The sequence below is a fragment of the Pseudomonas silensiensis genome (assembly GCF_050434865.1).
Lineage (GTDB): Bacteria > Pseudomonadota > Gammaproteobacteria > Pseudomonadales > Pseudomonadaceae > Aquipseudomonas > Aquipseudomonas fluorescens_W.
In genome coordinates this window covers 109250-132375 of record NZ_JBNDJH010000015.1, presented here as the reverse complement: position 1 = coordinate 132375, position 23126 = coordinate 109250, and the positions used below count along the sequence as shown (strand labels likewise).

Sequence of the window (23126 nt, the reverse complement as noted above, 5' to 3'; positions counted from 1 at the left end):
TAATGTGCGTCCGTATGGGCGTGGCGAGCACTCCAAAACGAATCAGATGTCGATAACGCTCGCCTGAGAGTCAAGGCTGCACAGCCAATGGACGGGCAGTGCATCTGATGACGGAGAGAGGGTCACACCATGAAACTTCATTCCTTTCAACAATACTCTCATGACCTGGAAAGGGGCGTTCACGACACGTGGATTACCGCGAGGGTGAAGTCAGCCCTGGCAATGGCCGAACCCAGCCTCGGCCTGCAAATCCATGTGAAAACCCTCGGGGGCACGGTGGCATTGAGCGGTCGCGTCAACACCCATAAACAGTGTGAACAGGCTGTTGCTCTGGCCCGTTCGGTTCAGGGGGTCGTCGAAGTCGATGCCAGAGACTTGCTGACTCACGTGTTCACGCCAGGCAGTTATCCAGAACCACCCAACGCGGAAGAGAGTCCTGAGAATCGGGACGATAAATAACCTTGCCGATTGTGTTAGTGCGGCGCTCCCGCGAGCCGGGAGCGCCACATCGATCGTCTCTGCCAGTGGATACCCACTTCAGGCGGCTGCTTCTATAGATCGGGCTTGAAGGGCGCAGGTGTCCGGATACTCGGCGAGCGCCACAAAACGGTGGCTGTTGGCATCCAGCGCGTCAACCGAACCGGTCTCGATGTCGTAAACCCAACCATGCAAATTCAGCAGGCCTTTCTCCTGAGCCAGGCGCACGCTCGGATGCGTCTGGATATTGGCCAGTTGCGCGATGACATTCTCCCGAACCATTGAACTCACCTTCGCCGCTTCATTAGCGTGAGGGCGGGATTCGTTGATGACTTTCGCTGACTCGGCGTGTTGCAACCAGCCGCTGACGGCGGGCAGGTGGTCCATGCAGGTGCACTTGGCGACAGCGGTCATGGCGCCGCAGTCCGAGTGCCCGCAGATCACAATATCGGTGACGCCGAGTACTGCAACCGCATATTCAACCGTGGCCGACACACCGCCGGGGTGAGGGCTGTAGGAGGGCACGATGTTGCCGGCATTGCGGATCACAAACAGTTCACCGGGTTCTTGTTGGGTCAGCAGTTCCGGCACGACACGGCTGTCGGAACAGGTGATGAACAACGTGCCCGGATGCTGGGTGGTGGCCAGGTGTTTGAACAGGTCGGTCCGTTGCGGAAACGCTTCTTTCTGGAACTTCAAAAAACCTTCGATGAGCGCTTTCATGGCGACTTCCTCATGTGTGAGTCGAATGATCATTTTGTAGCAGCTGCCGAGCCTGCGAGGCTGCGTCCGAGGACGAAGTCCTCGCAGGGCCAGGCGACTGCTGCGCAGCCGAACGCAGCCTCGCAAGCTCGACAGCTGCTACGGATATAGCGGTTTAAAGGTGATGCGGGCCGGCATCCGCTTAGAAAGGACGCAGCGGCAGGAACTTGCCGTCGAGGGTAATCACTGCGCGGGAGCCGCCTTCCGGGTCTTCGACTTTCTTCATGTCGAGCTTGAAGTTGATCGCACTGATGATGCCGTCGCCGAATTGCTCATGAACCAGGGCTTTCAAGGTCGTGCCGTAAATCTGGATCATTTCGTAGAAGCGGTAGATGGTCGGGTCGGTTGGGACACCCGAGAGGCTGCCGCGCAACGGGATGATCTGCAGGCGGGCGACAGAGTCCGCGTCCAGGTCGAGTTTTTCGCCAATCACTTTGGCGGCGCTTTCCGGCAGCGGGTGCTGACCGAGCAGGGCGGCAGTGACGTAGGCCAGACCGAGGCCGGTGCCGTCGGTCAGGTCCTGCCAGGACAGGTTTTTGCGCGCTTTTGCATCGAGGATCGACGTGGTCAGGGCCAGGCTTGGGTCGTTGTAAGCGTGGGACTGTTGCATGGTGTTTCTCCTGTCGGGAGTGATGTTGCTTGGGTGTGGAGCAATCTTCTGCTGATCGATCCATAGCGTCCAAGACCGATATACAATGCAGCGCATAAGCACAGCCTATAGAAGGTGATTCCCCATGCTGCTCCGACATTTGCGCTATTTGCTGGCGGTCGCCGATCACGGCGGTTTCACCCGCGCCGCCGAGGCGCTTCATGTTTCACAGCCGACCCTGTCCCAACAGATCCGGCAACTGGAAGAAACCCTGGGTGTCAGCCTGTTCGACCGAACCTCGCGCACGGTCAAACCCACCGATGCGGGCGAGGCCTACATCGAATGTGCTCGTCGGGTGCTGGTGGAACTGGAGGCGGGTAAACGTGCCCTGCATGACGTGAAGGACTTGTCCCGCGGCACCTTGCGACTGGCCATGACCCCAACGTTCATGGCGTACCTGGTGGGACCGCTGGTGCGTGATTACGTGGCGCGGTATCCGAACATCCATCTGCAAATTTTCGAGCTGTCGATGGATGACATCGAGGCCGGGCTGGTGGATGACTCACTGGACATCGCCATCGCCTTTACCCAGGTCAGAAATGCCGACATCGAGTCGATCCCGGCGTTTACCGAGACGTTGGGCGTCATGGTGGGGCGCGATCACCCGTTATACGAAAGCCAGGTCGCGTTGTCCGCGCAGGAGGTTGCGCAGCTGGAGTTTGCGCTGCTGGCCCCGGACTTCGTTACCCGCACCCGCATTGATGAGTACTTTGCCCAAGAGCAGATCACGCCGAAGGTGGTGATCGAGGTCAACTCGGTAAGCACCTTGCTGGAAGTCATTCGGCACACGGCCATCGCCACCATCCTTCCGGAGCCCATTGCCACCGAGGACCGCGCGTTGCGCAAAATCCCGTTGTCGGGGGAGTCGCCCAAACGAGGGGCCGCGCTGCTCCGACGTAAAAACAACTATCACAGCGCAGCGTCGGTGGCTTTTATGGAGCTGGTGTTGGGTGCGGCTGCAGGCGAGTCGACGGCATCAGTCTTCTATTAATTGGCACACACCATTAGGCGCCTTGCCCGTGGAGGACACCGTGACTGTGTCGTCATCGCTGAGGAGGATTGAGATGACCACGCCCGAACCCTTGGCTTCGAATCGACGGTCATCAATGGCTTTGGTCTCGGCTTCTTTGCTGTTGATCAATACCGGCCCGTCCTGATCCGCGTGGACGATGATTTTGCCGGGGCAGTCCGCATCGAACAACGGGACGCCGATGATGCTGTTTGCATGGGCAGCACTGGCCATTACGAGCAACAGCAAGCCTGTCAGTTGTATGTTCATCACAAACCTCCATTGATCCAGTGCACACGGTTAACAATAGCGTTGTTTGGTGCATGCGAGACAAACAAAAAGGCCCCGCTCGATGTGACGAGCGGGGCCTTTTTATGGATGGGGTGTGGAGGTATCAGTAGAACCGGTCAATCACCCGAACTTCGTTGTGGTTCTGCATCGAAGCCCACGCCTGTTTCAGCGTTTGCAGAACATTACCGATGAAGTCCTTGTCTGCCGCGGCTTTCTTGCCGACATAGCCTTGGCCGCGACGGTACATCTTCAGTCGGGCGAGCAGGTTCTGGTTGTTCTTGTCGAACTCCGCTTCATGGGCGTGAGGCGACAGGCAGTCGATATGCACTTGGCCCGACTTGCTGATCCACAGAATATGGCTGTCATGGCTGTCTTTTTGCGCAGCGAAGATACGAGCCAGTTCATCGATAGTAGGTTGATTGTTCAGATTCATAGTAAGCCCCTTGACCATTTGGTGATCTTTCAAAGTTGATTCGCTAATACAAGTAGCCCATCGGTTAGTTGATCCCTGGCACCGAAACCAGGACGTCAGCGGTCGGCCGCCAAATTGACGGGGTCCCGCGTCTGTTGCATGTAGTCGTGTTGAATAACTGCTACGCAATAGCGTCACAACGAGGAGAAGCAGCGAAAACCTTCAGGCCACTGCCGACGTTTTCAGGGTCGACCACAAGCTTCATGAGGATTGATCGCCAGCGCTTCTCGTCCTTGTACTGGACGTTCAGGCCAGGTCAGCTTCTTCAATCTGCCTTGTGGGCAGCGTGTATCCGGGAAAAACAGCTCGGCGGTCAGACGAGCTTGCTCAAACATGTTGCCTGTTCTCCCGATCGGGGAGACGTCTGCATCATGCAAGGGCAAATCGGAGGCGTCAACGGTTTTGTAGTGATTATTTTTGGTCACTACATATTGTCGGACAAAGTCGTTTGGAATTAAAAAGCGGAAGGGGAAAGCGCCAGTCAGGGCGATGGCAACGACGTTTGGAATCGGTAAACGGTGCAGGGATAACCGTCTACCGGCAGCTGATGCAGGGTGAACTCGCCATGGGTGAGGTCAGCCAAGACCCTGGCCCAGAACCGCCGCGCAGGCTGATTCGCGTCGAGGTGGAAAATTTGCCATTGACCGGGGAACCGGCTCAAGAGGGTGGAAACGACAAACGTCGCGACGCCTTGGCCACGAAAGCGTCGACTGACAAAAAAGTAACCGATGTTGTACTCGGCGCCGTGAACATGGGTTTCATCATCCACCGTCACGAAGCCGGCCAATTCACCGTCGACCTTGATCAGAAACGGCCTGGTTGCGGGTTTTCGCCAGTAACCCGGTTTGGGCTGAGCATTGAAGAAGCCATGCTCACCGAGCTTCAGCGGCAGCCACTCGCTGAAGTCATACATATAGAACTGCATCAGGTTTTCAATCGTTTCCAGTTCGTCGCGCTGGGCGGCGTGCAGTTCTATCAAGGGCATGCTCGTAGGCTCCTGAGGCGCACTCAGTGGGGGGCGAAATCGTATTTTCCGCCTTTTTTCAGTGCGGCTTGATAGGCCGGGCGAGCCTGAAAGCGTTCAATCCAGGCCGCTATATGAGGATAGTTGCCGAGCTTGCCTTGGGCTCTGGCGATCTCACCGATAAAACTCATCTGGATGTCGGCGGCGCTGAACTGATCGCCCAGCAGGTAATCGGACTGGCTCAGAGCCGTGTCGAGGTAATCCAGGTAGTTGGCCACCTCCGAATTAATCCGCGGATGCAACGGCGCGCCGGCTTCACCAAGACGCCCCACGTACAGGTTCAACATCAGCGGCAACATCGCCGAGCCTTCGGCGAAATGCAGCCACTGCACGTATTCGTCATAGGCAGGGGTGGACGGATCGGGTTGCAGGCGACCCTCTCCATGGCGGCGAATAAGGTAGTCGATGATCGCCGAGGACTCGATCAGCTTCTGCGCGCCGTCTTCGATGACCGGTGATTTACCCAGGGCATTGATCGCTTTCAATTCAGGCGGTGCCAGGTTGGTCTTCGGGTCGCGCTGATAGCATTTCAGCTCGTAAGGGATGGCCAGTTCTTCCAGCAACCAGAGAATCCGCTGGGAACGGGAGTTGTTCAGGTGATGCACGATAATCATGGTCGATGCCTTATCAGAAAATGGGGCTGTTGCCGGGCTTGAAGAACACTAGACCCTTTTGGCTTGCTCGAAGTGCCCTCAAGCCTTGCTCGCCGGTTTTGCCGCGCGTTTGGTGCCGGTCGAGGGCTTGCGTTTGGCAGGTTTGCGTTTGTTTTTCCACGGTGTGGCACCGCGCCCGGCGGGGCTTGCCGGTCCGCTGATGGTCAGGCTCAGGCCGGCGCAACGGGCGACCTGTTTGCTCATCCACGCGGCTTGCTTGGTGACGAATTCTTCGAGGCTCATCTCGCCGCTCTGCACCATGTCCAGCGCCTGCTCCCAAATCGCCGTGGTCCCGGGGTCGGCGATGGCACGCGGCACGGCATCGATCAGGCTGAACGCCGCCGGGGTGGCGGCCAGGGCCTTGCCGTTCTTGATCAGGTAACCACGGTCAAGCAGGCCCTGGATGATCGAGGCGCGGGTCGCTTCAGTGCCGATGCCGGTGGTGTCCTTGAGTTTCTGCTTGAGCAGCGGATCTTCCACCAGTTTGGCGACGTTCTTCATCGCCTTGATCAGATCGCCTTCGGTGAACGGTTTGGGCGGTTGCGTCCAGAGGTCCTTGAGCTTCACGTCGGCCACCGCGCAGTCACGTCCTTCGGCCAATGCCGGCAGCGTTTGCGGCGCCGGTGCTTCGCGGCCCTTGGCCGGGGCAAGGGCCTCGGGCAGGGCGCGCTTCCAGCCGGGTTCGACGATCTGCTTGCCGACGGCACGCAAGGCTTCACCGGCGCAGTCGAAATCAGCCTGGGTCCGGTCGTATTCATGGTTGGGCAGAAACTGCGCCAGGTAACGCGCGCGGATCAGGGTGTAGACCGCTCGCTGCTTGCCCACCAGTCGCTCGAGGTTTTTCGCCGCGGCCGTGGGGATGATGCCGTGGTGCGCGCTGACCTTGGCGTCGTTCCAGGCCCGTGAGCGGCGCTGAGGCTCCAGGAAATCGTTCAAGGCGTTCAGTGCCGGATCAGCCTGCCTCAGCGCGGCCAGAATGCCCGGCGCTTCGCTGTGCTGACTCACGGGCAGATATCCGCAGTCGCTGCGGGGATAGGTGATGACCTTGTGGGTTTCGTACAGGGCCTGGGCAATATCGAGGGTTTCCTGAGCGCCGAGCCCGAGCTTCTTCGAGCAGACTTCCTGCAAGGTGCCCAGATCGAAGGGCAGGGGTGCGACTTCGCGCATTCGCTCGGTGCGCAGTTTGATCACCCTTGCACTCGCCGCACTGCCAATGGCTGCCGCTGCCTTTTGCGCCAACGCCTGATTCAGGCAGCGATCCTGATCGTCGCAAACCTCGGAGGCTGCACGCCACTGGGCGGTGAACGTGGTGCCGTCGTGCAGCAGTTGCACATCGATGGCCCAATAGGCGACCGGCACGAAATCGGCGATGCTGCGGTCGCGATCCACCACCAGGCGCAGGGTTGGCGTTTGCACCCGACCGACCGGCAATACGCCCTGATAACCCGACTGACGCCCCAGCAGCGTGAACAGCCGACTCATGTTCATCCCGATCAACCAGTCCGCCCGCGAGCGACCGAGTGCCGAATGGTAAAGGCTGAAGGTCTCGGCCCCCGACTTCAGGGCTGCCAGCGCCTTGCGGATCGACGCATCGTCCAGCGCCGACAGCCATAGCCGCTGGATCGGCCCGCGATAACGGCAATGCTCCACCAGTTCCCGGGCGATCATCTCGCCTTCACGGTCGGCGTCGGTGGCGATCACCAGTTCCGTGGCCTCGCCGAGCAGCCGCTTGACCGCTTTGTACTGGCTGGCCGTACGCGGTTTGACGGTCATCTTCCACTTCTCTGGAATGATCGGCAGGTCCGCCAGCACCCATCGCTTGTAGCGCGCGTCATAGGCGTCGGGCGGCGCGGTTTCCAGCAGATGGCCGATGCACCAGGTCACCGTGACGTCCGTTCCCAGCCAGCAGCCGTCGCCACGACGCCGGGCGCCGAGGACGGCCGCAATGTCTTTGGCCTGGGAAGGTTTTTCACAGAGGTACAGCCGCATAACCACCATCGCTCATCAACTGTCGAGAGGTGCACAGAATGGCGGCTGATGAGCGATGGGGCAATCTTTATCTGTATGGATGTACAGTCGATGCGTTGCGATTCATTGCACAGGCTCCTCAGTAGTTCAGGTTAATCACCGGCTGGTCCAGCTTCCCGTCGGGCTCTCGCCTGAGAATGGTCAGCAACGCTGCGGTAATCACGTTCACATCATTATCGAAGCCTCCGTGGGAGGTGTCTTTTTTGGTGCCCCCGCCATAGTTCATTTTCGGATCGTTGAAGATATGCAGGGTTTGCGCGAACGCTTCGGGAAGCCCGCGACCCGTTGCGGCAAACCCGGCCGGAATGGTTTTCCCAAAGTAAAACTGGTTCCACTGCTCGGTCATGTTCTTGGCGGCAATGTTCCACTCCGCCAGATCGGGATTGCTGAAGTCCTGGAAGTCCTTGTCCAGACTTTTGGCCATGCCCAGCAGCGGCATGCGTTGCAGTTCTTCATAGGCCCGGGAAACGAGGTACAGCAGTGACTTGTGGTACACGCCGATGACGTTGTCATCCTGTTCGCGGCTGTCGGACATGATGTAGATATGGAAATCCTTGCGCTTGAGGCCTCCACCTTCGATGACTTTGCGGTAGGTCTGGTTGGCGAAATCGAGGGTGCAGGCCGGGGCCATCAGCGTTGACGTTTCGATGGCCAAGCTTCTGGCTGACAGCAGTTGAGCCAAGTGGCCATTGATCAAGGACCCGGCGGAATGACCGATCAGATGAAGCTCGACGTTTTTCTTGCCCATGTCGGCGATCAGTTTTTTCAGGTTCTCGGCCATTTCCACCAGCCCGCGCGGGGTAAAGCCTGCGACTGCGGCCGCTTCGGCGTTCTGCTTCATCTGGCTCCACTGGTCTCCGCCGAGTTTTTTGGTCGCCAGTTCCACCGTGCGATCAAAACCTTCCAGGGCCTTGTCCTTGAGCGTCTTCAACACATCGCTGATGCCACCCGCCCCGGGAAACAGACCTGGGAGGGCGTCCTGGACGATGTCGGCAAACGTCTCCAGCGCCCCGGTGCGCCAGGTGACAAACAGGGGATAGACGCCGTTTTCAAGAAAGTAGGGCGCCATCGCACAGATTCGGTTGATGGAATCCTGCTCGGAGTTGAGCCCGCCGTGGGCAATGATGGCGATGCGCAGCACGGCGGGTTTGCTGGCCGCCGGGAGCTTGTCGTACCAGGCACGAGGCGCCTCGTAGACGATTCGCTTGACGCCTGCGCGGACGTTTTCCACGTCGGTGAGACGGGGGCCAATGCTGCCGTTGTTTTCCATCACGATGGTCAGGCCATACGCCTGATCCATGGTCAACAGGGGAAGCCCCTTGCGACCGGTATCGCGGGCACCGGCGGTGAACAGCGAGAAACCTTCACGCTTGGCGTTGGAGCTCGACAGGGCGCTGCGAAACGCTGATTGAACATCGGCCCGGGAACGTGAAGGCCGCGCGTTGTGCGATAACCCGCCGTGTTCGATCGGCACACCGAGGGCCACGGTCCAGGCGTCGGTGCCATTGGCCAGCCAGTCCTCGAACGTCAGGATGGCGAAGCCCGAAAATCCCCAGTCGGTGGACCAGGAATTCTGCACGATGAACCCCTGACTGGTGTACCCGATCAAGGCAAAGGCGTGACCGCCCTGAGGGGTTGCCGGCCACTTGATGACGGGTAGCTCAGACATGCTCTGGAACACCGTCGGCGAACGTCTTTTGCCTTTGGGCTGCATCAGTGCCCAGCCCTGATGCACATTGGCGGAAACGTAAAGTGCACCCGCTTCGTACAGCGCCGCCATCATGGCAGTGATGTCGTCTTTCTCGACGCGGTAGTAAACCCCCAGCGGCCGGGTCACGGCGTCCATGGCCCAATTCTCGGCGGGTGCTTCAAACGCCGGAACCGATCCGTCGGGCTTGACGGTATAGGGCCACAGTTCCTCCGCGCAGACTCCGTGCTTATGCCATCCTTTCAAGGCGCCGCGACAACTGGAACCGGTGTAGTCCTCGCCTGGCCATTCGTCATAGAGTTTGGCCAGATGATACAGCTGACGCGGGCTCGTCTTGATGGACGCCCGATCCCGCAGCCACAACAGATAGTTGACCACTGCCGCCAGCCCGAACCCGGTGCATGCACCTTCGTTGCCTTGGTACAGCGCCAGGCCTTTACCCAGGTACGCCGAGAGTTCGGTGGCGATGTCTTTGTCGGCGGGCCAGGAGGGCGGCAGCGACTGGACCCGTGGGGTGAAGATCCGATCGCGCAGGTCGAGGCGATCGGGACGGGCGTCGAGGGTGATGATTTTCTGATCGAGAGAAAACTTCGTGGCGGGCATGGGGAGACCCTCAAGTTTCTGAGACTCGAACCCCCACGCCACGACTGCCTGACTGCGCAGTAGGGGTGACAACGGTGCTATTGATCGTAGACGATGTTTCGCCGACTTCGAATATTCAATTCGGGGGAAGGAAAGGACCTCACGGTGCAGGGCTTGGCATTATCCAGGTCGTCGAGGAAGCTCATCGGAACGCCGCACCGTCCCGTTCGGCTGCGAAGCCGTCATAAGTGCAAAATCTGGGTTATACCTGAAAGTCGTGGTCTCAGGTTTTGGGGCTGCAGCGCAGCCCATCAGCCTCATGAGGAACGTATTTCATGAAAAGCACCGGTCCTAGTCCTGTCATCACCATCGCAGAGCAGCCGGGCTGCCTGCTTGTAAAGTTTCACGGTTTCCAGGTGGCCGCGTCCGCACGGGCGCTGGTGTTGCTCGAGGCCAACTATCCTCCGGTGTATTACGTACCGCGGGAGGACATCGACGAAAAGTACTTTGCCCGCACCGACCACACGAGTTATTGCCCCTACAAGGGCGATGCCAGCTATTTCAGCCTGCAAGTCCCGGGGCATGAGGGCGCTAACGCGGTGTGGAGCTATGAAGACCCCAAAGTGTCGGTAGAGCAGATTCGCGGTTACTTGGCGTTTTATCCCGATCAAGTGACCTTTGAGCTTCTCGAAGACGTCGAGTGATGGCCGCTTTCGTCAACGAAAACGCCGCGTATTGGCGCGGCGTTTTAAGGTCAGCTGTTCAGCTCATCGAACAGCATCCACCAGTGTGGATTCATCAATCTGACTGATCGAAGTCACCCCGGTCAGAGTCATGGCGACGCGCATTTCCTTGGCGAAGATATCCAGCATGTTTTCCACTCCTCGTTGACCATCGGCGGCCAGTGCATAGGCCATGGAACGCCCCAGCAATACGCCTTTTGCGCCCAGCGCCAACATCCGTACCACATCAAGCCCCGAGCGGATTCCCGAGTCGACCAGCACCGTCAGATCATTGCCGATGGCTTGCATGATGGGCGGCAATGCCTTGGTGGTGGAGAGCACGCCATCCAGCTGTCGCCCGCCGTGATTCGACACGACAATGCCGTCCGCGCCAAAACTGACCGCATCCCTGGCATCTTGAGGATCGAGAATGCCTTTGATGATCATCGGGCCTTTCCAGAACTCACGAATCCACTCCAGATCGCTCCAGCTGATCGAAGGGTCGAAGTTGTTGGCCAACCAGCCCATGTAGTCTTCGAGCGTGACGGCTTTGCCCAGGTACTTCGAGATATTGCCCAGGTCGTGTGGACGCCCCATGAGGCCAACGTTGAATGCCCAGTCGGGTTTGGTCATGGCCTGAAGCATTCGCCGCGATGATGCAAAAGGACCTGACATGCCCGAATGTGCGTCCCGGTATCGGGCGCCGGGTGTGGGCATGTCCACGGTAAACACCAGGTTTTTCACACCGGCGGCCTTCGCCCGCTCCAGTGCATTTTTCATGAAGCCTCTGTCCTTCAACACATACAGCTGAAACCAGATGGACTGTTGGCTTTGTGCCGAGACTTCCTCGATCGAGCACACCGAAACCGTTGAAAGGCACAGCGGGATGCCTTTGTTTTCCGCCGCTTTTACCGCCTGCACTTCACCACGACGGGCAAACATGCCTGTCAGGCCGACCGGCGCCAAGATGATCGGCATTGAAAGTGGTTGATCGAAGAGGGTGGTTTCAAGGCTCAGGGTTTCGACGTTTTTCAGAATGCGCTGACGCAGGCTGATGCCGGTCAGATCAGCGCTATTGGCCCTAAGGGTGTGCTCTGCATAAGCCCCGCCATCAATGTAATCAAACAAAAAACGCGGGAGTTTGCGACGTGCTGCCTCGCGATAGTCAGATGCGGATGAAATGATCATGGTGCCTCTGTCTGTGAGTGGCGGGGCTGCCGATTTCGTCGAGCTTACCCTGTGGCGAGGGAGCTTGCTCCCGCTGGGTGGCGAAGCCACCCAAATCCAGCCAACTCGATGGTTCTGACACGCCGAGGCGGCTGGATTAGGCCTGCTGCGCAGGCCAACGGGAGCAAGCGCCCTCGCCACATGGGATTGTAGTGAACTCAGTTGGTATCCAGATCCACGTTCTTGGTCTCACGCAAACAGATCATCCCGACAACCAGGCTCACCCCGGTAATCAGCACCGGGTACCAGAGCCCGTAGAAGATGTCCCCGGTGTACACCACCAAGGCAAACGACACCGTTGGCAGGAAACCGCCGAACCAGCCATTACCGATGTGGTACGGCAGGGACATCGAGGTGTAGCGGATGCGGGTCGGGAACAGTTCGACCATCAGCGCTGCCAGCGGGCCGTAGCACATGGCGGAAATAATGATCAGCGCCACCATCAGCGCCACGATCATCGGTTTGTTGACCTGTTGTGTATCGGCTTTTGACGGATACCCGGCCAGGGTCACGGCGCCACGCAGGGCCGCTTCATCGTAACCATCGAGCTTCACTTCACCGACGCTCACCTGCACGGCGCTGCCGGCCGGGGCCGCTTCGCTGTTGTAGGGCAGGCCCTGTTTCACCAGGAAGGTTTTGACCTTGTCGCACGGGCTATCAAATTTCGCCTTGCCCACCGGGTCGAACTGGAAGGTGCAGGTGGCCGGGTCCGCCAGCACGGTGATCGGTGCCTGACGGCTGGCCTGGTCGATGGCCGGGTTGGCGTAGTGGGCGATGGACTTGAAGATCGGGAAGTACAGTGCAGTCGCCAGCAGCAGGCCGATCATCAGCACCGGTTTGCGCCCGACTTTATCCGACAGCCAGCCGAAGAAAATAAAGAACGGTGCGCCGATGATCACGCTGACAATCAGCAAGCTGTTGGCCAGCGCCGGGTCCATTTTCAAGAACTGGGTGAGGAAGAACAGCACGTAGAATTGCGCAGCGTAGAAGGTCACGGCTTGCCCGGCATTGATGCTGAACAGGGCGATCAGCACGACTTTCAGGTTTTCCCATTTGCCGAAGGAATCGCGCAGCGGCGACTTGCAGAGCTTGCCTTCCTCTTTCATTTTCACGAACGCCGGCGACTCGTGCAGGCTCATGCGAATCCAGGTCGAGATCCCCAGCAGAATGATCGAAAACAGGAACGGAATCCGCCAGCCCCAGACTTCGAACTGGTCACCGGTGAAGTAGCGGCAACCGAGCACCACCAGCAGCGACAGCAGTAAACCGAGGGTCGCGGTGGACTGAATCCAGCTGGTGTGGAAACCGCGTTTTCCCATCGGCGCGTGTTCTGCCACGTAAGTGGCAGCGCCGCCGTATTCACCACCCAGAGCCAGGCCCTGAAGCATGCGCAGCACCACGAGGATGATCGGCGCGGCAATGCCGATGCTCGAGTAGGTCGGCAGCAACCCGACGCAGAAGGTCGCCAGGCCCATGAGGATGATGGTTGCAAGGAACGTGTATTTACGCCCGATCATGTCCCCCAACCGGCCGAACACCAAGGCGCCGAATGGCCTCACGATGAAGCCGGCAGCGAAGGCCATTAGCGCAAAGATAAACGCCGTGGTGTCGTTGACCCCGGCGAAGAACTGTTTGCTGATCACCGCCGCGAGGGCGCCATAGAGGAAAAAGTCGTACCACTCGAAGACCGTCCCGAGTGACGAGGCGAAGATGACTTTCTGGGTTTCCCGGCTGGTGCCCGCGCTGCGCACGGCTTCCAGAGGCTGAACATGTTCTGACATATCGGTATCCCTCACAGTGATTGTTTTTTTTGTTCCACTGGTGTTGCGTGTTCCTTGCAGCGGGTAATTTTCAACGTCCGTAAATTCAGTGCGATCCCCTGTAGGAGTGAGCCTGCTCGCGATAGCGGTGTGTCAGTCAACACTGATGTTGGATGTCACACCGTCATCGCGAGCAAGCTCGCTCCCACAGGGGGAGTGTCAACATTAGCGGTAAGCATCAGTTGTGCTGCCTTTTCGGCAATCATCAGCGTAGGCGAACAAGTGTTGCCCGAGGTGATGCGCGGCATGATCGAGGCGTCGGCGATGCGCAGGCCGGGGATGCCGTGGACTTTGAGTTGCGCATCGACCACGGCATCCGCGTCGTTACCCATGCGGCAGGTGCCGACCGGATGGAAGATGGTGGTGCCGATGCGGGCGGCGGCTTCGTGCAATTGTTCTTCGCTCTGCAAGCTGTCGCCGGGCAAGTACTCGACCGGTTTGAATGCTTGCAGCGCCGGTGCGGCGACGATGCGGCGGGTCAGGCGAATGGCATCCGCTGCCACCCGCAAGTCCTCCGGATGGCTCAAGTAATTGGGCTGAATCAGTGGTGCTTCCTGCGGATCGGTGGAGCGGATCTCGATGCGACCACGGCTTTGCGGGCGCAGATCGCACACCGACGCGGTGAAGGCGGGGAAGGCATGCAACGGTTCGCCGAAACGCTCCAGCGACAGCGGCTGAACGTGGTATTCGAGATTCGCCGACGTCTGCTCCGGCCCCGAACGGGCGAAGGCTCCAAGTTGGCTCGGCGCCATGGACAACGGACCGCTGCGGTCATACAGGTAACGCAGGCCCATGCCCATCTTGCCCCACAGGCTGCCGGCGATCTGGTTAAGGGTGCGGGCGTTTTCCAGTTTGTAGATCAGGCGCAGTTGCAGGTGATCCTGCAGATTGCCACCCACGCCGGGCAGTTCATGGGCAACGCCGATCCCCAGTTTTTGCAGCAGCTGGCGAGGGCCGATCCCGGAACGTTGCAGGATGCTTGGTGAGCCGACGGAACCGGCGCACAGCACGATTTCCTTGCGCGCCTTGAAGGTTTTCGCCTGACCCTGCCAACGCGCGCTGACCGCTGACGCGCGGCCGTTTTCCAGCAGCACTCGATCCACTTCGACGTCGGTCAGCACGGTGAGATTGGGGCGGTTGCGGATCGGTTTGAGAAACGCCTTGGCCGCGTTCCAGCGAATACCGGATTTCTGGTTGACCTGGAAGTAGCCGCAGCCTTCGTTGTCGCCCTGGTTGAAGTCATCGATGCTGGCGATGCCGCTTTGCTCGGCGGCGCTGCGGAAGGCATCGAGAATCGGCCATGACAGTCGCTGACGTTCGATCCGCCATTCCCCGGCGGCACCGTGAAACTCCGAGTCGCCGGCAAAATGGTTTTCGCTCTTTTTGAACAACGGCAGCACATCGTTCCAGCTCCAGCCGGGATTGCCCTGAGCCGCCCAGCCGTCGTAGTCGCCGGCCTGGCCGCGCATGTAGATCATGCCGTTAATCGAGGAACAGCCGCCGAGCACCTTGCCACGCGGGTAACTCAGGGCGCGACCTTGCAGGCCGGGTTGCGCTTCGGTCTTGAAGCACCAGTCGGTGCGCGGGTTGCCGATGCAGAACAGGTAACCCACGGGGATGTGAATCCACGCATAGTTATCGCGGCCGCCGGCTTCGAGCAGCAAGACGCGATTCTGCGGGTCGGCCGACAATCGATTGGCCAGTAAACAACCGGCCGGGCCGGCACCGACCACGATGTAGTCGTATTCATCCAGGGAAGTCTGCATCCGTGACCTCATCTTGTTGTTCTTGTTGTCGGTCATCCTAGTTGTTAGCTTTCGTCAAAAGAATGTTAGTTTTTGCGCAGCCGCTGTGCGTTTTTAAACAGCCCCACCTCAAGGACGGTTCATGTTCGACTGGAATGACCTGCGGTTTTTTCTCGAATTGCAGCGCAGCGGGCGTTTGCTCACCGCTGCCCGCCGTTTGAACACCACCCACGCCACTGTAGCCCGGCACATCGAGGCCATCGAAAAGAGCCTCGGCACCGCGTTGTTTGTTCAGCATGCCCAGGGTTATGAGCTGACCCCGGCGGGCGAAGCGTTGCTCAAACATGCCGAAGCGATGGAAAACGTCGCGCTGCTGGCGCAGGAAGAAATCACTCAGTCCACGGCGCCGCTGGGCAAGATCCGCGTCGGCGTGACCGAAGGCTTGGGCATCATGTTCCTCGCCAGCCGCATGAACGGCTTGTTCGAACGTTATCCGGGGCTGGAAGTGGAACTGGTGGCGGTGCCGCGGTTCGTCAGCATCCTCAATCGCGAGGCCGAAATCAGCATCCACCTCGAACGCCCGGCCGCCGACATGCTGGTCACGCGCAAACTGACTGACTATCGATTGGCGCTGTATGCAAGCCAAGAGTATCTGGATCGTTCGCCACCGCTGCGCAGCCGCGAAGACCTCGCTCGCCACGCCTGGATCGGCTATGTCGATGACTTGCTGTTCAGCCAGGAACTGATGTTCCTCAACAGCTTTTGCCGCAATCCGCAGGTGGTGTTTCACAGCACCAGCGTCATCGCCCAGCAACAGGCTGCGCGCTCAGGCCTGGGGATTGCCGTGCTGCCGTGCTACATGGCCAGCGCCGATCCCGGCCTGGTGCCGTTGTTGCCGGATGAAAGCATCCAGCGCAGCTACTGGATCAGTACTCGACGTGAGCTGCACAAGTCGGTGCGGTTGCGGGTGTTGTGGGATTACGTGGTGGGGCTGTGTGAGGCGGAGCAGGGGCTGTTGATGGGATAACGTTTGTCGTCCAGTCTATTGGATGACGACAAGGAGCGTTATCCGACACTCCGTCGCGATAAAGGGAGCTTGCAGCATGAGCGAAGATACAAAAGTGAAAGGCCCAGCGTCGTACTTCCCGTCAATCGAGAAAAAGTACGGACAGCCCATCAGCCACTGGCTGGATCTGCTCGGAACAGTGAGCGGTAAGAAACATATGGAAATGGTGGCGTGGCTGAAGACTGAGCATGGTATGGGGCATGGTCATGCGAATGCTTTGGTTGCGCACCATTTAGCGAGTGCAAAAAAGTGATCGGCCAGCCGTTCAAAAAGGGATGAGGGTGATGTGCACCAGCGTCATCGCCCAGGATTTATTGTTGGGGCAAGAATCAACGACGCGGAAATCGATGTAGCAGCTGCCGAGCCTGCGAGGCTGCGTTCGGCTGCGAAGCAGTCGTAAACCCTGAATACCCGGTTTATTTGATAGACCTCTGCGCCTGATTTTACGACTGCTTCGCAGCCGAACGCAGCCTCGCAGGCTCGGCAGCTGCTACAGGTTGCGAGAGAATTTCGAATGCGGTGCTGGCCAGGCGCTCTCCATTCACCAGCACGTGCACGGCGTGTTTGCCCACGTAGTGTTTGCGGGTAGTGAGTTCCTTGATCTGCTGGCTGCGAGCAATGGTCTCGGTCATCTTGCCGGGAAGCGTCAGCGCCTTGAGCTTGAACACCTTCGCCGATGTGCTGCCGTTGGCTTTTACGTAATCGATCGCGTAGTCGATCACCAGTCGCTGACTGTCCTGGACCGTGGATTTCACGGCGAAGGACAGGGTGATTTTTTCACCCAGGCGAATCACCGCCGGTTCCACCTTCACATCGATGATCTCGACCTCAGGCTTGCCGCTTGCGCCAATGATCGCCAATGCGCGTTGGTTGCCCTGTTTGATCAGGCTGCGCAGGGCGTGTTTGGCGATCCATGCGGTGTGTTTGTTGTCCAGCGACCAGCCTTCAATCAGGTCCAGCACCCATTCAGGATGATCCTTGGTGATGTCGTTGAGGTGGTTGGCCACGGACTTGCGCACGTAAAGGCTGTCGTCGGCCTTGAGGTTGTCGAGGATCGCGGCCGCCAATGTCGGGTCAGCCTGAATCTGTTCCAGTCGAAACGACCACGGCAGGCGTGGTCGGCTGCCTTCGCTGGCCAGGCGGCGGACGTGCTCGTTTTCGTCCAGTGACCAATCGTGCATGACCGCCAGGGAGCGTTCGATGTCGCTGCGCAGGAAATGGCGGATCGCGAACTCCGAGGAGCCGAAGGTGGTGAAGTACTTGAGGGCGTTCATGGATTGTTCGAAGGCATGTGCGCCGTACGTCGCGACGTAATGCGGTAATGAAATGCTGACGAAGCCGCTGTTCAAGCGCGGAGCGAGGGCGCGCAGCACCTCAAGCGTCTCTTCATAACTCAACGGCAGCACCGCGTGCAGGCACTCGCTGACCCGGGCCATGCGCTGCATGATCGATAACTCGGCAAGCCCGTCGTTGGCCAGTTTCAGGAAGGCCTTGGCATTGAATTCGGGGTAGACCGCGGTCATCTCGGTGGCGATGTGTTGGAGGCGGTCGGCGTTGAAGATTTCCTTCAGGGCGGGGGCGGGTTGGTGGGTGGTGGTCATGGGATGGGTTTGCTCGAATGATTGTGTGTCAGTTAGATCCATCCCCTCACCCCAGCCCTCCCGAAACGTCGGACCGCCCCACAGGGGAGAGGGGGAAAGGGAGCCGATCTCCATTGCTTTCAAATCCTGAGTTCGACTCGATATCTCAGGTCGCAGTATTTCAACCAAACTCCTCGGTCAGTCCCCTCGCCCCGTGGGGAGAGGGTTAGGGTGAGGGGCTGGATCTCAAACCTTACCCGATTCCTGCTCCCCCAACTGATCCGACTCAAACAACCTCGCCAGTTCCGCCCGGGCTTCCTGTGCCGTCTGCAATACCTTCGCCGCATCGTCATAAATCGCATGCTGGGCCTCCAGCACCTGCTCGTCGTGATGCTTGAAACGCTTGATCCGCGCATCGGCCTGCGCCTGGGTCAAACCCAGACCGACCAGGGTGCGCCGGCTCATTTCCAGACTCGAATAATAGGTTTCCCGAATGGCCTCGGCGCCAAGGTCCACAAGCCGATGCACATGCTGACGGTTACGCGCCCGGGCGATGATTTTGATGTGCGGGTAGAGTTTGTGCACCAGTTCGGCGGTCTTGATGTTGGTGTCCGGGTCGTCGGTGGCGATGACAAAGTATTCCGCCTGCTCGACCTTGGCCGCACTGAGGATTTCCGGGCGCATCGGATCGCCGTAGAACACCGGCACACCGCCGAAGCTGCGCGACAGTTCGATGGTTTCCACCGAGGTGTCGAGGGCGACGAACTTGATGTTTTGCGCGCGCAAAATCCGCGCAACGATCTGCCCCATACGGCCCATGCCGGCGATCACCACGCGCGGCGTGTCGGTATGGATCTCGCGGAATTTCTCGGGTACCACCACCGGCTGGACCTTGGGGCTGACCAGTCGTGCGCACACCAGCAACAGCAGTGGCGTCACCGCCATGGACAAGGTGATGGTCAGCACCAGCAAGTCGTACAGGCGCGGCTCGAACAATCCCTGGTCGCGGCCAATCTTGAACACCACAAACGCAAATTCACCACCGGCCGCGAGCACGATGCCGAGGCGAATCGCACTGACCTTGCCCAAGCCACCGGCCAGCCGACCGACAACAAACAGCAGCGGCAATTTGATTGCGATCAGCAACAAGGTCAGGCCCAGCACCGTGATCGGCGCGCTCAGTAGCAGACTCAGATTGGCGCCCATGCCGACACTGATGAAAAACAGCCCCAGCAGCAATCCCTTGAACGGTTCGATTTGCGCTTCCAGTTCGTGACGGTATTCGGAGTCCGCCAGCAGCAACCCGGCGAGGAACGCCCCCAGCGCCATGGACACGCCGGCCAGGTCCATCAGCCACGCCGTGCCGATCACCACCAGCAATGCAGTGGCGGTCGAGACTTCCGGCAAACCGGTCTTGGCCACCACCCGGAACACTGGGCGCAGCAGATACCGCCCACCGATCACCACCACCGCGATGCTGCCCAGTACGCGCAAGCCGTGATTGAGACCTTCGCCAGCGCTGCTGGTGTGATCGCCGCCCGCCAGCAACGGCACCATGGCGATCAACGGGATGGCGGCGATGTCCTGGAACAACAGAATCGCGAACGCCAACCGCCCGTGGGGGCTGGTCAGTTCCTTGCGCTCGGCCAGGCTTTGCAAACCGAACGCGGTGGAGGATAGCGCCAGGCCCAAGCCCAACACGATCGCGCTGTTCAACGGTTGGCCGAACACGAACAACGCCAGCACACCAATCACCGAGCCCGTCAGCAGCACTTGCGCCAAGCCGACGCCGAACACCGATCTGCGCATCACCCATAAACGTCGCGGCGACAGTTCAAGACCAATGATGAACAGCAGCAACACCACCCCGAGTTCGGAAATGTGGGCGACGCTTTGCGGATTGCCGATCAAGCCCAGCACCGACGGGCCGATGATCACGCCGGCAAACAGATAACCCAGCACCGCCCCCAGTTGCAGGCGCTTGGCCAAGGGGACGGTGAGCACCGCCGCGAACAGAAACACGACAGCGGCTTGCAACAGGTTGCCTTCATGGGGCATGACAAAAACTCCATTCACTCGGTACGGCGGGGGGACAAGGATAAAGGCTGGCGCTTGATGCGTCAGCCACGAACGCTCAGCGGAAGGTTATATTTCGCATCAATTGGTTACATTCATAGGATAAGCTGATCAATCTGTCCGTTCCCGAGTTCGCACCATGGCCATCAACTTCGACCTGAACGACCTGCAAGCCTTTCGCGCCGTGGTGGAGCAGGGCAGCTTTCGCAAGGCGGCCGACGCGGTGCGCATTTCGCAACCGGCGTTGAGCCGGCGCATCGAAAAACTCGAAGACGCCCTCGGTGTGAGGTTGTTCGAGCGCACCACTCGCAAGGTCAGCCTGACCCAGGCCGGACGCGGTTTTATGCCGAGCGTCGAACGTCTGCTGGACGACCTGGACGTGGCGCTATTGGGCATCAGCGAAGTCGCCTCGACCCGCCTCGGCCACGTCACTGTCGCCTGCGTGCCTTCAGCGGCTTACTACTTCATGCCGCGAGTAATCGCGCACTACCACCGGCAGTTTCCACGGATCAAGGTCAAGGTGCTCGACTCCAGCGCCCACGAAGTGCTCAGTGCGGTGGTCAATGGCGAGGCGGATTTCGGCCTGAGTTTCATGGGCACCCTGGAGGCGGAAGTGGAGTTCGAGCCGCTGGTACAGGAAGGTTATGTGGTGGCGTGCCGGCGCGATCATCCGTTGGCCGGACGCAGCAGCGTGACGTGGGATGAGTTTTATCAGCAGGACTATATCTCGCTGGACAAGACGTCCGGTAATCGCTTTCTGCTGGACCAGGCGCTCACGGGCATCGTGCCGCAGCGGCCGAGCATCTGCGAAACCCGGCATGTGACGACGATGATTGGTTTGGTCGAAGCGGGGTTGGGCGTGGCAGCGGTGCCGTTGATGGCGATGCCGGCGGCGGATCACCCGATCCTGACACGGGTGCCGCTGACCGATCCGCAGGTGATGCGCAGTGTCGGTTTGATCAAGCGCCGGGGTCGTACCTTGACCCCGGCGGCACTGGAACTGGAACGGCTGGTGGTGGAAATGAAAGTCCAGGTCAGCGTTTGACCGAGTCCAGCCCGGTGGCTTTCACATCCGGCTGAGCCGCGGTGGAGGCCAGGTACTCCAGCAGTGCCTTGGCTTGCGCCGGGTGTTGCGCCCCCACCGGAATGCCAGCGGCGAAACGTGTCACTGACTGCACCGACTCTGGAATCTTCGCCACAAAACTCACGCCCGGCACCGGCAGCAACTCGCTGACCTGCTGAAAGCCCAGTTGGTAGTCACCGGTGGCAACCACCGAGGCCACCGGGATTTTCGGGACCATCGTCGACTTGGGTTTGAGCTGGTCTTCGATGCCCAGCCGTTTGAACAGTTGCTCCTCGATGTACACGCCACTGGCGCTGTCGGAATAGGCCACGGACTTCGCGTCGAGCAAGGTCTTTTTCAGACCGTCGACAGAGCTGATGTCCGGCTTCGGTGCGCCTTCACGTACCACCAGGCCGATCCGCGAGTCAGCCAGCTCTACCCGTGAGGCGGGATCGACTTTACCTTGCTTGATCAGGTCATCGAGGGCGTAGCCGACCATGATCACCACGTCGGCTTTTTCACCGCGAGCCAGACGATTGGGAATCGCTTCCGGCGCCTTGCCCATCGAGGGGCCGAGGGCGGTGTCCAGTGTGTTGCCCGTGGAGGCGGAGAATTTCGGGCCGAGGATTTTATAGGCGGCGGTGAAACCGCCGGAGGTCATCACCCGGATCTCTTCGGCCTGGGCGACGGCGCTCAGCCCCAGGCTGACCAGCAAAGACAGGGCTGCAACATTGAATAGCTTTTTCATGGTCATGTGCTCTCAGGGTTCAGGACATCGCCGGTTGCAAGCGACCGGTCGAACGGCGATAGAGATACAGCGTCGCGCACAGGGCACAGAGCGCGGCAAAACTCATCCAGTAACCGGGCGCAGCCTTGTCGCCGGTGTACTGGATCAGGAAAGTCGATATCGCCGGGGTGAAACCACCGAACACCGCCGTGGCCAGGCTGTAAGCCAGCGAGAACCCGGCGACCCGCACTTCGACCGGCATGATTTCCGTCAGCGCGGCAATCATCGCGCCGTTGTACAAACCGTAAATGAACGACAACCACAGCAGCACCAACAGCATGTTGATGAAGCTCGGCGCCTGCACCAGATACGTCAGCGCCGGATACGCCGTGGCCAAGGTCAGCAGGGCCATGGCAATCAGCACCGGACGACGGCCGATGCGGTCCGACAGTGCGCCGCCAATCGGCAACCAGAAGAAGTTCGAAACGCCCACCAGCAAGGTCACCAGCAGCGCATCAGACGTGCTCAGGTGCAGCACGGTCTTGCCGAAGGTCGGTGCGTACACGGTGATCAGGTAAAACGCGGTGGTGGTCAGGGCAACCATCATCATCCCGGCGAACACGATCACCCAGTTCTGCGCCAGCGTGCGGAACACATCACCCATGCTCGGGCGGTGTTTACGGGCGGCGAACGCTTCGGTTTCCTCAAGGTTACGGCGCAGGAAAAAAATGAACGGCACGATCATGCAGCCGACGAAAAACGGAATTCGCCAGCCCCAGTCGGCAATCATCGCTGGCGCCATCCATTGGTTCAGGCCATAGCCCAACGCCGCCGCGACAATGATTGCCACTTGCTGGCTGGCCGACTGCCAACTGGTGAAGAAGCCTTTGTTGCCGGGCGTGGCGATCTCCGAGAGGTACACCGAGACGCCACCCATTTCTGCGCCGGCCGAGAAGCCTTGCAGCAAGCGGCCGATCAGGACGATGGCCGGGGCGAACAGCCCGATGGTTTCGTAACCGGGTACCAGCACAATCAAAATCGTGCCGCTGGCCATGATCGACAGGGTGACGATCAAGCCTTTGCGCCGACCCACATCATCGATGTAGGCGCCCAGCACCACGGCGCCCAACGGTCGCATCAGAAAGCCTGCGCCGAACACCGCGAAGGTCATCATCAGCGAGGCGAACTCGCTGCTGGCCGGGAAGAACACAGCAGCGATCTGCGTGGCGTAAAAACCGAAAAGGAAGAAGTCGAATTGTTCGAGGAAGTTGCCCGAGGTGACCCGGAAAATCGCACTGGCTCGGGAGCGACCGGAAGTCGCGGGCCGTTGGGTTGATGCTGTCATAGACGTGTACTCCACCGCTTTTATGACGTGCACCGCCTGGACGCGGCGCACGGTTCTTATTGGGGCGGATAGTGGCGCAGGGTGATCGATATGTTAATTG

General features: G+C 59.6%; 22 protein-coding genes. 6 read left to right on the top strand and 16 right to left on the bottom strand.

Annotated features, from left to right (window positions below; all coding sequences use genetic code 11):
• Positions 1 to 129 precede the first annotated feature (129 nt).
• Complete coding sequence (locus QF010_RS21420; RefSeq protein WP_033054448.1) at positions 130 to 459, top strand: BON domain-containing protein; 330 nt, start codon at positions 130 to 132, stop codon at positions 457 to 459.
• A 78-nt stretch (positions 460 to 537) separates the two neighbouring features.
• Here QF010_RS21420 and QF010_RS21415 read toward each other — a convergent pair whose 3' ends face one another.
• Positions 538 to 1200 (bottom strand): carbonic anhydrase, encoded by a 663-nt coding sequence (locus QF010_RS21415; protein WP_429533894.1) that lies wholly within the window; start codon positions 1198 to 1200, stop codon positions 538 to 540.
• A gap of 181 nt (positions 1201 to 1381) precedes the next feature.
• Positions 1382 to 1849: a cyanase gene (gene cynS, locus QF010_RS21410; protein ID WP_008151471.1), complete on the bottom strand. Its 468-nt coding sequence runs from the start codon at positions 1847 to 1849 to the stop codon at positions 1382 to 1384.
• A gap of 124 nt (positions 1850 to 1973) precedes the next feature.
• On the opposite strand from cynS, the gene cynR reads away from it, so the two are divergent.
• Positions 1974 to 2879 (top strand): transcriptional regulator CynR, encoded by a 906-nt coding sequence (cynR, locus tag QF010_RS21405; RefSeq protein WP_429533893.1) that lies wholly within the window; start codon positions 1974 to 1976, stop codon positions 2877 to 2879.
• Here cynR and QF010_RS21400 read toward each other — a convergent pair.
• The 7 genes from QF010_RS21400 to QF010_RS21370 form a co-directional block, all read right to left on the bottom strand.
• Positions 2865 to 3167, bottom strand: a complete 303-nt coding sequence (locus QF010_RS21400; RefSeq protein WP_429510205.1) for a hypothetical protein — start codon at positions 3165 to 3167, stop codon at positions 2865 to 2867. The genes cynR and QF010_RS21400 overlap by 15 nt on opposite strands.
• A 124-nt stretch (positions 3168 to 3291) precedes the next feature.
• Positions 3292 to 3621, bottom strand: a complete 330-nt coding sequence (locus QF010_RS21395) for a hypothetical protein (protein WP_429510204.1) — start codon at positions 3619 to 3621, stop codon at positions 3292 to 3294.
• Between the two features lie 221 nt (positions 3622 to 3842).
• Positions 3843 to 3995 carry a hypothetical protein gene (locus tag QF010_RS21390; protein WP_007946257.1) on the bottom strand — a complete coding sequence of 51 codons (153 nt, stop codon included), beginning with the start codon at positions 3993 to 3995 and terminating at the stop codon, positions 3843 to 3845.
• 146 nt (positions 3996 to 4141) lie between these two features.
• The gene (locus QF010_RS21385) at positions 4142 to 4645 is read right to left on the bottom strand and encodes a GNAT family N-acetyltransferase (protein WP_033054456.1); all 504 of its coding nucleotides are present in this window, start codon (positions 4643 to 4645) and stop codon (positions 4142 to 4144) included.
• A 23-nt stretch (positions 4646 to 4668) separates the two neighbouring features.
• Entirely contained in the window at positions 4669 to 5298 is a 630-nt protein-coding gene (locus QF010_RS21380) for a glutathione S-transferase family protein (protein WP_033054458.1), read from the bottom strand.
• A 78-nt stretch (positions 5299 to 5376) separates the two neighbouring features.
• Positions 5377 to 7326, bottom strand: coding sequence for a DNA topoisomerase III (locus QF010_RS21375; RefSeq protein WP_429533892.1), 1950 nt, complete (start codon positions 7324 to 7326; stop codon positions 5377 to 5379).
• Positions 7327 to 7444: 118 nt separating this feature from the next.
• Complete coding sequence (locus QF010_RS21370; protein WP_429533891.1) at positions 7445 to 9676, bottom strand: C1 family peptidase; 2232 nt, start codon at positions 9674 to 9676, stop codon at positions 7445 to 7447.
• Positions 9677 to 9990: 314 nt separating this feature from the next.
• Between QF010_RS21370 and QF010_RS21365 the strand changes: the two genes are divergently transcribed.
• Positions 9991 to 10359, top strand: a complete 369-nt coding sequence (locus tag QF010_RS21365; RefSeq protein WP_033054462.1) for a DUF427 domain-containing protein — start codon at positions 9991 to 9993, stop codon at positions 10357 to 10359.
• Between the two features lie 63 nt (positions 10360 to 10422).
• Here the strand turns inward: QF010_RS21365 and lldD are convergent, their stop codons facing one another.
• The 3 genes from lldD to QF010_RS21350 form a co-directional block, all read right to left on the bottom strand.
• Complete coding sequence (gene lldD, locus QF010_RS21360; RefSeq protein WP_429533890.1) at positions 10423 to 11565, bottom strand: FMN-dependent L-lactate dehydrogenase LldD; 1143 nt, start codon at positions 11563 to 11565, stop codon at positions 10423 to 10425.
• 197 nt (positions 11566 to 11762) lie between these two features.
• Positions 11763 to 13385 carry an MFS transporter gene (locus tag QF010_RS21355; RefSeq protein WP_033054465.1) on the bottom strand — a complete coding sequence of 541 codons (1623 nt, stop codon included), beginning with the start codon at positions 13383 to 13385 and terminating at the stop codon, positions 11763 to 11765.
• A gap of 155 nt (positions 13386 to 13540) precedes the next feature.
• Positions 13541 to 15190 carry a GMC family oxidoreductase gene (locus QF010_RS21350; RefSeq protein ID WP_429533889.1) on the bottom strand — a complete coding sequence of 550 codons (1650 nt, stop codon included), beginning with the start codon at positions 15188 to 15190 and terminating at the stop codon, positions 13541 to 13543.
• A 121-nt stretch (positions 15191 to 15311) separates the two neighbouring features.
• On the opposite strand from QF010_RS21350, the gene QF010_RS21345 reads away from it, so the two are divergent.
• Both QF010_RS21345 and QF010_RS21340 read left to right on the top strand, forming a co-directional pair.
• Positions 15312 to 16196 (top strand): LysR family transcriptional regulator, encoded by an 885-nt coding sequence (locus QF010_RS21345; protein ID WP_033054467.1) that lies wholly within the window; start codon positions 15312 to 15314, stop codon positions 16194 to 16196.
• Between the two features lie 76 nt (positions 16197 to 16272).
• Entirely contained in the window at positions 16273 to 16488 is a 216-nt protein-coding gene (locus QF010_RS21340; RefSeq protein WP_033054469.1) for a DUF4287 domain-containing protein, read from the top strand.
• 190 nt (positions 16489 to 16678) lie between these two features.
• On the opposite strand, the gene QF010_RS21335 is transcribed toward QF010_RS21340, so the two are convergent.
• The gene (locus tag QF010_RS21335; protein WP_429533888.1) at positions 16679 to 17836 is read right to left on the bottom strand and encodes a DNA alkylation repair protein; all 1158 of its coding nucleotides are present in this window, start codon (positions 17834 to 17836) and stop codon (positions 16679 to 16681) included.
• Positions 17837 to 18061: 225 nt separating this feature from the next.
• On the bottom strand, positions 18062 to 19873 hold the full coding sequence (locus QF010_RS21330) for a monovalent cation:proton antiporter-2 (CPA2) family protein (protein WP_429510195.1): 1812 nt from the start codon (positions 19871 to 19873) through the stop codon (positions 18062 to 18064).
• Between the two features lie 157 nt (positions 19874 to 20030).
• On the opposite strand from QF010_RS21330, the gene QF010_RS21325 reads away from it, so the two are divergent.
• The gene (locus QF010_RS21325; RefSeq protein ID WP_033054471.1) at positions 20031 to 20936 is read left to right on the top strand and encodes a LysR family transcriptional regulator; all 906 of its coding nucleotides are present in this window, start codon (positions 20031 to 20033) and stop codon (positions 20934 to 20936) included.
• Here the strand turns inward: QF010_RS21325 and QF010_RS21320 are convergent.
• Together QF010_RS21320 and tcuC are read right to left on the bottom strand one after the other, a co-directional pair.
• Entirely contained in the window at positions 20926 to 21702 is a 777-nt protein-coding gene (locus tag QF010_RS21320; protein ID WP_429533887.1) for a substrate-binding domain-containing protein, read from the bottom strand. The two genes, QF010_RS21325 and QF010_RS21320, sit on opposite strands and share 11 nt — an antisense overlap.
• A 19-nt stretch (positions 21703 to 21721) precedes the next feature.
• Positions 21722 to 23026, bottom strand: coding sequence for an MFS transporter (gene tcuC / locus QF010_RS21315; RefSeq protein WP_033054472.1), 1305 nt, complete (start codon positions 23024 to 23026; stop codon positions 21722 to 21724).
• Between the last annotated feature and the right edge of the window lie 100 nt (positions 23027 to 23126).